This window comes from Polaromonas sp. (assembly GCF_041689105.1).
Classification (GTDB): Bacteria; Pseudomonadota; Gammaproteobacteria; order Burkholderiales; family Burkholderiaceae_C; genus Polaromonas.
Window position 1 is genome coordinate 1 of the sequence record NZ_JBDNGU010000006.1, and the last position, 8,815, is coordinate 8,815.

8 protein-coding genes and 1 pseudogene are annotated in these 8,815 nt (G+C 62.9%); 3 read left to right on the forward strand and 6 right to left on the reverse strand.

Going from position 1 to position 8,815, the window contains the following annotated elements; genetic code table 11:
• From folP to ACESMT_RS00490, 3 genes are all read right to left on the reverse strand, one after another.
• The coding region (gene folP, locus ACESMT_RS00480) for a dihydropteroate synthase (protein WP_372824181.1) at nucleotides 1–786 on the reverse strand (786 nt) is incomplete at its 3' end.
• 81 nt (nucleotides 787–867) lie between these two features.
• Nucleotides 868–2,790, reverse strand: a complete 1,923-nt coding sequence (gene ftsH, locus ACESMT_RS00485) for an ATP-dependent zinc metalloprotease FtsH (protein ID WP_372824183.1) — start codon at nucleotides 2,788–2,790, stop codon at nucleotides 868–870.
• Between the two features lie 114 nt (nucleotides 2,791–2,904).
• Nucleotides 2,905–3,642, reverse strand: coding sequence for an RlmE family RNA methyltransferase (locus ACESMT_RS00490; protein ID WP_372824185.1), 738 nt, complete (start codon nucleotides 3,640–3,642; stop codon nucleotides 2,905–2,907).
• A 33-nt stretch (nucleotides 3,643–3,675) separates the two neighbouring features.
• Between ACESMT_RS00490 and ACESMT_RS00495 the strand changes: the two genes are divergently transcribed.
• From ACESMT_RS00495 to ACESMT_RS00505, 3 genes are all read left to right on the forward strand, one after another.
• Nucleotides 3,676–4,152, forward strand: coding sequence for a YhbY family RNA-binding protein (locus ACESMT_RS00495; protein ID WP_372824187.1), 477 nt, complete (start codon nucleotides 3,676–3,678; stop codon nucleotides 4,150–4,152).
• 92 nt (nucleotides 4,153–4,244) lie between these two features.
• Complete coding sequence (locus ACESMT_RS00500) at nucleotides 4,245–6,320, forward strand: M3 family metallopeptidase (protein WP_372824189.1); 2,076 nt, start codon at nucleotides 4,245–4,247, stop codon at nucleotides 6,318–6,320.
• A gap of 18 nt (nucleotides 6,321–6,338) precedes the next feature.
• A complete protein-coding gene (locus ACESMT_RS00505; RefSeq protein WP_372824191.1) occupies nucleotides 6,339–6,998 on the forward strand; it encodes a glutaredoxin domain-containing protein in 660 nt (219 codons plus the stop codon).
• Between the two features lie 12 nt (nucleotides 6,999–7,010).
• Here ACESMT_RS00505 and otnI read toward each other — a convergent pair whose 3' ends face one another.
• The 3 genes and pseudogenes from otnI to ACESMT_RS00520 form a co-directional block, all read right to left on the reverse strand.
• Nucleotides 7,011–7,850: a 2-oxo-tetronate isomerase gene (gene otnI / locus ACESMT_RS00510; RefSeq protein WP_372824193.1), complete on the reverse strand. Its 840-nt coding sequence runs from the start codon at nucleotides 7,848–7,850 to the stop codon at nucleotides 7,011–7,013.
• Nucleotides 7,851–7,946: 96 nt separating this feature from the next.
• Nucleotides 7,947–8,630, reverse strand: a complete 684-nt coding sequence (locus ACESMT_RS00515) for an aldolase (protein WP_372824194.1) — start codon at nucleotides 8,628–8,630, stop codon at nucleotides 7,947–7,949.
• Nucleotides 8,627–8,815: pseudogene (locus ACESMT_RS00520) on the reverse strand (hypothetical protein); the annotation flags it as partial. The gene ACESMT_RS00515 and the pseudogene ACESMT_RS00520, both read right to left, overlap by 4 nt.

An 8,815-nucleotide genomic window follows, 5' to 3' on the forward strand; every position in this document is an offset into this window, starting at 1 on the left:
ACCGCGGTCCACGGCCAACACGGCAGCGGTGACGCTGGGCACCATGCGGTCCGTGATATCAAGCTTGGCCACGCTGGCCAGCGAGGTGCTGCTAACCGCCGCCAGCGAGGACTTGCGCGACCAGCCCGCCAGCAGGGGGTAACCGGCGGCCAGCAACTCCTGCTGGCGCGCCAACAGCGAAAAATTCTGCGCCACCGTTTTGCCGAAGCCTATGCCCGGGTCCAGCACGATACGGCGGGCGTCCACACCGAGTGCCCGCAGCTCTCCGGCAGCTTGTTCGAGAAAAGACAGCACCTGCGGCAGCACCTCGCCTTCCATGGGCGTAGCCTGCATGGTTTGCGGCTCGCGATGCATATGCATCAGGCAGACGCCACAGGACGGGTGCGCTGCGATGACAGCCGCAGCCCCGGTTTGGCGCAGCGCCCAGATGTCGTTGATGATATCGGCACCCAGGTCCAGCACGGCCTGCATGACCTCGGGCTTGTAGGTATCTACGGACACCGGCACACCCAGGCGCACCGCGTGCCGCACCACGGGCAACACGCGCGCGAGTTCGTCCTCCAGCAGCAGGGGCGCAGCGCCCGGCCGGGTTGATTCGCCTCCAATATCAAGGATGTCGGCGCCCTCTTCGACCAGCTGCGCGCAGCGCTCGAAGACGCCCAGCACACTGCCGTCCGGGCGGTAGAACTTGCCGCCGTCGGAAAAGGAATCAGGGGTGGTGTTGACGATAGCCATCACGCGCGGGCGCGTCAGGTCTATCTGAAAACGGGAGGTTTGCCAGAACACAAAAAGCCTCGGAAGATCAGTGGCAGCAGATAAAAGAAAACCCGGGCCAGCCCGGGTTTACACGAAGACAATCGATGGTCGTCAGGCCACCGTAGGCGCCGGGTCGGTGGTCACAGCCGGCGTGCCACCGGTGGGGCCGCCACCGCCGCCCACGGAAGCGTTGCGCGGTGTCCAGTCCTTGGGCGGGCGCGGCTCCTTGCCGGCAATGATGTCATCGAGCTGCTCGCCATCGATGGTCTCCCACTCAAGCAGGGCCTTGGCCATCGCGTGTATCTTTTCCTGGTTGTCCTCGATCAGCTTGCGCGCCACCGTGTACTGCTGGTCAATGATGCGGCGCACCTCGCCGTCAACCTTTTGCAGGGTGGCCTCGCTCATGTTGTTGGTCTTGGTGATCGAACGGCCCAGGAACACTTCGCCTTCGTTCTCGGCATAAACCATGGGACCCAGCGCCTCGGTCATGCCGTAACGCGTGACCATGTCCCTGGCCAGAGCCGTGGCGCGCTCGAAGTCGTTGCTGGCGCCCGTCGTCATCTGGTTCATGAAGACCTCTTCGGCGATGCGGCCACCAAACAGCATGCTGATCTGGCTGAGCATGTATTCACGGTCGTAGCTGTAGCGGTCCTGCGCCGGCAGGCTCATGGTCACGCCCAGGGCGCGACCGCGCGGGATGATGGTGACCTTGTGCACCGGGTCACACTTGGGCAGCATCTTGCCGAGTAGCGCGTGGCCAGACTCGTGGTAAGCCGTGTTGCGGCGCTCTTCCTCGGGCATGACCATGCTTTTGCGCTCAGGGCCCATCAGGATCTTGTCCTTGGCCTTTTCGAAGTCCTGCATCTCCACGGTGCGCGCGTTGCGGCGTGCGGCCATAAGGGCGGCTTCGTTGCACAGGTTGGCCAGGTCGGCGCCAGACATGCCGGGCGTGCCGCGGGCGATCACCAGCGGGCTGACGTCCTGGCCAAGCGGCACCTTGCGCATGTGGACGTTAAGGATCTGTTCGCGGCCGCGGATGTCGGGCAAGGTGACGTACACCTGGCGGTCAAACCGGCCGGGGCGCAGCAGCGCCGAGTCCAGAATATCGGGTCGGTTGGTGGCAGCCACCACGATCACGCCAACGTTGGTCTCGAAACCGTCCATCTCGACCAGCATCTGGTTCAACGTCTGCTCGCGCTCGTCGTTGCCGCCGCCCAGGCCTGCGCCACGCTGGCGGCCCACGGCGTCGATCTCGTCGATAAAGATGATGCAGGGTGCGTTTTTCTTGGCGTTGTCGAACATGTCGCGAACGCGGGACGCGCCCACACCCACAAACATTTCCACGAAGTCAGAGCCGGAAATCGAGAAAAACGGGACCTTGGCTTCGCCGGCAATACTTTTGGCCAGCAGGGTCTTGCCGGTGCCCGGAGGGCCGACCAGCAGCAGACCGCGCGGAATGCGTCCGCCGAGCTTCTGGAACTTGGTCGGGTCTTTCAGGAAGTCAACCACCTCCTTGACCTCTTCCTTGGCCTCGTCGCAGCCAGCGACGTCGGCAAAAGTTACAGGATTGGTGGATTCGTCGAGCAGGCGTGCCTTGGACTTGCCGAAGCTGAAAGCGCCGCCCTTGCCGCCGCCCTGCATCTGCCGCATGAAATAAATCCAGACGCCGATCAGCAACAGCATCGGTCCCCAGCTGACCAGCAGCGTCATGAGGAGCGAGCCTTCTTCCCGTGCCTTGACGTCGAACTTGACGTCGTTGGAAATCAGGTCGCCGATCAGGCCGCGGTCGAGGTAGGTGGCAGTGGTGCGTATCCTGCGGTCGTCCGTGGTGACGGCGGAAATCTCGGTGCCACCCTGGCCTTCGGCGATGGTGGCGGACTTGATGCGTTTGCCACGTACCTCGTCCAGGAATTCGGAATATCCAAGGTAGTTGGTACCGGCGCCGCCGCGTGTATCAAATTGCTTGAAAACGGTGAACAGCACCATGGCGATCACCAGCCAGATTGCAATTTTTGAAAACCACTGATTGTTCAAGGATGTCTCCGATTGAGGAACACAAGGCACATGCGCCTGATTTTAGGCGTTTCAAGGCTTAAAACCGAATTTGCGCCCTAGGACATCCCTAGGTTTGTAGCGGGTTTGCGTTAATTACTGCGGGTTTAGCCCCTTCACTGCGGGTTTAGCCCCTTCAGTGCCCGCCTCAGCACCTGCGCCACGGCTGTTTTTCAGACCCACGCCGACCAGAAAGGTTTCCGACGAGGTGGATCGCGACGCCTTGGGCTTGAAAGGCTTGACCACCTTGAAAGTCTCCTTGAACAACTTGACCAGCGGGCTGTAAGCACCGCCATGAAACAGCTTGACGACCAGCGCGCCGTCGGGTTTGAGGTGCTGCACGGAAAAATCCACAGCCAGCTCGACCAGGTGCGCAATGCGCGCAGCATCGGCGGTTTCAATGCCCGACAGGTTGGGCGCCATGTCGGAGATCACCACATCGACCTTGGTAAAGCCCCGGTCCGAACTGAGGGTCTGCTCCAGTTGCTGCAGCACCTCGGGCTCGCGAAAGTCGCCCTGGATGAAGACCACGCCTTCGACCGGCTCCATCGGCAGGAGGTCCAGCGCAACAATGCGCCCATTCAGCGCGCCCACGGCCGCCCCGGAGGGTGACAGCTTGCGGCGGGCGTACTGGCTCCAGGCGCCCGGGACACTGCCCAGGTCCACCACGCAGTGGCCGGGCTTGATCAGGCTCAGGGTGTCGTCGATTTCCTTGAGCTTGTAGGCCGCCCTGGCCCGATAGCCCTCCCTTTTGGCCAACTTCACATAGGTATCGTTGACGTGGTCATTCAGCCACGCTTTATTGACCTTTTTACTTTGGGTTTTTACTTTCATGCCCGTATTGTCCTCTCCACCGATAATCCGGGAATGGCTCAAATACTACTTACCCCCGCCCAGCGCAAAGAACACCGCGCCGAAGCGCACCACCTGGACGCCGTCGTGATGGTCGGCGCTGACGGCCTGACCGAGGCCGTCAAAAACGAAATCGACGCTGCACTCAAGGCGCATGGCCTGATCAAGGTGCGCGTGCAATCGGACGACCGGCCAGGCCGCGAGGCCATTTTCCAGAGCGTCAGCGAAGAACTCAACGCCGCGCCCATCCAGCACATCGGCAAGCTGCTGGTGCTCTGGCGGCCCATGCCGCCCAAGGAAAAAAAGGTCAGCGAGGACCGCATGCCCGGCCCGCGCGACGTAAAAGTACTGAAAAACAGCAGCCGCTATGGCCAGCGCCCCGAGGTCAAAACGCTGCGGGTGCTGGGCAACCAACGCCTGACGCCGGGTGGAAGCGTCAAACGCGCCAAAAAACCCCGTCTGCAAAGCCTCAAGAAGCGCTCGCAGGACTGAGTGCCCGCAGCGGCCAGCGTCCGGCCTTATGTTTTGCGCGCTTGTCCGGCCTGTCCCTTTAGATTTGGTGCCCCCGCCCACAGCTGATTGCCATGACTTCACAAAACCCGCTGCTCGACTTCACCGACCTTCCCCAGTTTGACCAGATCCAGCCCGACCATGTGGGTCCGGCCATCGATGTGCTGCTGGCGCAGGCCGAAACCGCACTGGCCCAGGTCACCACCCCGGAATTTCCGGCGCGCTGGACCGGCATCGCCGCTGTGCTGGACATTGCCACCGAGAACCTCAGCCGCGCCTGGGGCGCCGTCAGTCACCTCAACGGCGTGGCCGACACCCCCGAACTGCGGGCCGCCTACAACGAGGCCCTGCCCAAAGTCACCGAGTTCTGGACACGCCTGGGCGCCGACGAGCGGCTGTATGCCAAGTACAAGGCCATCAATCTGGCCACACTCAACCCCGAGCAGCATCAGGCGCACAAAAACGCGGTGCGCAACTTCGTTCTTTCGGGCGCAGAGTTGACGGGTGCGGCCAAGGAGCGCTTCGCCGCGATCCAGGAACGGCAGGCCGAGCTGAGCCAGAAGTTCAGCGAAAACGCGCTGGATGCCACGGACGCCTACGCCTACTTCGCGCGCGACGACGAACTCGCCGGCATACCGGCCGACGTGGTGCAGACCGCTCGTGTCCAGGCCGCAGCAGATGGCAAGGACGGCTACAAACTCACGCTCAAGATGCCCTGCTACCTGCCAGTGATGCAGTTCGCCGACAGTGCCGCCTTGCGCCAAACCCTGTACAAGGCCTACAGCACACGCGCCAGCGAGCAGTCCCCGCCCGAGTTCGCCCGCTTCGACAACAGCGCCGTGATGCAGGAAATCCTCGCGCTGCGACTCGAAGAAGCCAAGTTGCTCGGTTACCGCAACTTCGGCGAAGTCTCGGTGGTGGCCAAGATGGCTGAATCGCCCGAGCAGGTGATCAGCTTCCTGCATGACCTCGGTCAGCGCGCCAAGCCTTATGGCATCAAGGATGTGGCCGACCTGCGAACCTTTGCCGCGGAAAAACTGGGCTTGAAAGACCCGCAGCCCTGGGACTACACCTGGATCGGCGAAAAGCTCAAGGAAGCGCGTTATTCCTTCAGCGAGCAGGAAGTCAAGCAGTACTTCACCGCGCCCAAGGTGCTGGCCGGGCTGTTCAAAATTGTCGAGACCCTGTTTGAAGTAGCGATACACCCGGACACCGCCCCGGCGTGGAACCCCGGCGTGCAGTTTTACCGCATTGAACGCGCCGGCAACCTGGTCGGCCAGTTCTACCTGGACCAGCCGGCCCGTACCGGCAAACGCGGCGGCGCCTGGATGGACGATGTGCGCGCCCGCTGGCTGCGCCCCGACACCGGCAAACTGCAAACGCCAGTGGCGCACCTGGTTTGCAACTTTGCCGATGGTGTGGGCGGCAGGCCCGCCCTGCTGACGCATGATGATGTGACCACGCTGTTCCATGAGTTTGGCCACGGCCTGCACCACATGCTGACCCAGGTCGACGAGCGCGATGTCTCGGGCATCAGCGGTGTCGAATGGGATGCGGTGGAGCTTCCCAGCCAGTTCATGGAAAACTTCTGCTGGGAGTGGGATGTGCTCAAACACATGACCGCCCATGTGGACACGGGCGAGCCCCTGCCCCGCGCGCTATTCGACAAGATGCTGGCGGCCAAAAACTTCCAGAGCGGCATGCAGACATTGAGACAGATCGAATTTTCACTGTTCGACATGCTGCTGCATACCGAATGGAAACCGGGCGACGACGTGATGACCCTGCTGGCCGGCGTGCGCGACGAGTTTGCGGTGATCACGCCGCCGCCCTACAGCCGTACCGCGCATACATTCAGTCACATTTTTTCAGGCGGCTACGCAGCCGGTTACTACAGCTACAAGTGGGCGGAAGTGCTCTCGGCCGATGCCTATGCGGCTTTCGAGGAAAGTGCACAAAGCGCTCCAGCTGCAGGTATAAACACCGATGCCGAAACAGGGTCCGGCACCGTTACGGTAGAAACTGGCAGAAAATACCGGCAGGCCATCCTGGAGGCTGGTGGCAGCCGGCCAGCCATGGAATCGTTCAAAGCTTTCCGTGGCCGCGAGCCTTCGATCGACGCGTTGTTGCGTCATCAGGGCATGGCTTGATCGACACTGGAGCATCACATGACATCGACCACTTTCAAATTTGCAGCAATTCCGGCCTTGGCGCTTGTGGTCGTCGGCCTGCTGCCTTTCTCCGCGGCGGCCCAGCAGGTGTTTCGCATCGTTGGCCCGGACGGCAAAGTGACCTTTTCCGACAAGCCGCCGCCCGCATCGACCAACGCCAGGGTCACGGCAACGTCCACCGAAGGTAGCCGGGGCGTGGCCACGGCGACCTTGCCTTTTGAGCTGCGCAAGGTGGCCGGCCAGTACCCGGTCACGCTTTATACCGGCGACAACTGCGGACCCTGCAGCTCGGCACGGTCGATGTTGACCACACGCGGCGTTCCCTTCGCCGAAAAGAGCGTGACCACCAATGAGGACACACAAGCCCTGCAGCGGCTCAGCGGTGAAAGTGTGCTGCCTTTCGTGACGATTGGCAGCCAGCAGCTCAAGGGCTTCTCCGATGCGGAGTGGACGCAGTTCCTCGACGCCGCCGGTTATCCCAAGGCATCGGTGTTGCCCGCCAGCTACCGCCAGGCTGCTGCCACCCCGCTGGTGACGGTGAGTGCGCCGGCAGCTAGCGCAGCCCAGCCGGGCACCGCACGCGCTGCCGCCGCTCCAGCACCCGCACCAGTCGCGCCCGGCCCGACGGCGGACAACCCGACCGGCATCCGCTTCTGACGCGGTCCGCGCTCAGCGTGAGCGCGGCAGCCAGCCCAGACCGGTTGAGGTCCCACCCAGCTCGCCGCCTTTTTTCGGCCGGTACTCGCAGCCGACCCAGCCCTCCCATCCGCAGGCCTCGGCCACCTCGTCGATCACACCGAACAGGTAGGGGTAATTCATTTCACCGATGTCCGGTTCGTGGCGCTCGGGCACACCGGCAACCTGGAAATGACCGACAGCGCCCGTGGGCAGGTACTTGCGGATCTTCATCGCCACATCGCCTTCGACAATCTGGCAGTGGTACAGGTCCATCTGCACCTTGAGGTTGGGTGCACCAACCTCGGCAATGATCTCGTGCGCGCGATCCTGCCGGTTCAAAAAGAAACGCGGCACATCGCGCGTGTTGATCGGTTCGATCAACACGTCACGCCCGCGTTTCGCCGCTTCGCCCGCCGCCCAGCGCAAGTTGTCCACGTAGAGCGGCAGCACGTCCTCACGTTCCTGTCCTGCAGCGACCAACCCGGCCATCAGATGAATGCGCGGGCAATCCAGCGCCTCGGCGTAGTCGAGGGCCAGCTGCACACCGGTACGGAACTCCGCCTCGCGGCCTGGCACAGCGGCCGTGCCCTTGTCACCCGCTTTGTCCCACGCCTGGGCAATGCTTGCAGCATCGGTGCCGCCCGGCGGCGCGTTGAACAACACCTGCTGCAGGCCGTTGGCTTTCAGGCGCGCGACCAGTTCCTGTTTGCCGAAGGCATACGGAAAAAGAAACTCCACCGCCTTGAAGCCATCACCGGCAGCCGCTTCAAAACGGTCCAGAAACGGCAGGTCGGGGTACATCATGGACAGGTTGGCAGCGAATCTCGGCATGGTGGGCTCTGCAAGGTGTTTCAAGAACGCTCTTGAATTGATAGCTGCTTTCGCAGGCGGGGAAAGGGCTGGAGGCCGATTTGACTCAACGTTTTTCTACCAGCGCGCACCGAAGGTCTGGCGCAACTCGTCGATCTGGGCGTTCGTCAGCGGTTCAGGTGCTGCGCCGCCCAAACACACCAGCCTGGCGGTTTCTTCGAGCTCTTCCAGTGTGGCCATCGCGGCCGCAGGGCTGTCGTGCCAGACATTGGGCCCCAGCCGCGCCAGCATCACTGCCCGTATCGGCGTGCCCTGCTGGCCGTAACGGGTGATGACCTGCGCCACACACGCTGCCGCTGCCGCGTCGCCGGGACGATGGTAGGCAATCACCGGCACATGGCCAACCTTCATCACGAAATAGGGCGTGAGGGGTGGCAGCAGTTCGTCGCCCGCAGCGCGCAGGCTCAAGGCGACGCAGTGCGTGCTGTGGGTATGAATCACGCAGCGTGTCGCCGGATCAAACGGTTCGGCCGCGGCATAAATACCCGCATGCAGCGCGAGGGTCTTGCTGGCCGTGTCGCCGCTCAGCTGCTTCGCGCCGGCATCAAGCCGCGCCAGACGGGCCGGGTCCAGAAAACCCAGGCAGGCATCGGTCGGTGTGATCAGGAAGCCCCCGCCATCGGAGGCTGCCAGCCGCACACTGATGTTGCCGGCCGTGGCGTGCACATAGCCCCGGTCAAACAGAGTTTTGCCAACGCGGCAGATTTCCTCGCGGGCCTGGTTCTCGGTGAGTGAAGTCATTGCAGCATCGTAAAGGCTTTGGTGAAGAAGTCGTCGGTGCCGAAGTTGCCGGACTTCAGTGCCAGATGCAAGCCATCGTGGACTGCGACGGCCGACGACCGCCGGGCCGCCCCAAGGTCGGCGACGCCCCCTTGGGGGGCAGCGAGGACACGCAGTGCCGAGCGTGGGGGCTGAATATGTGCATG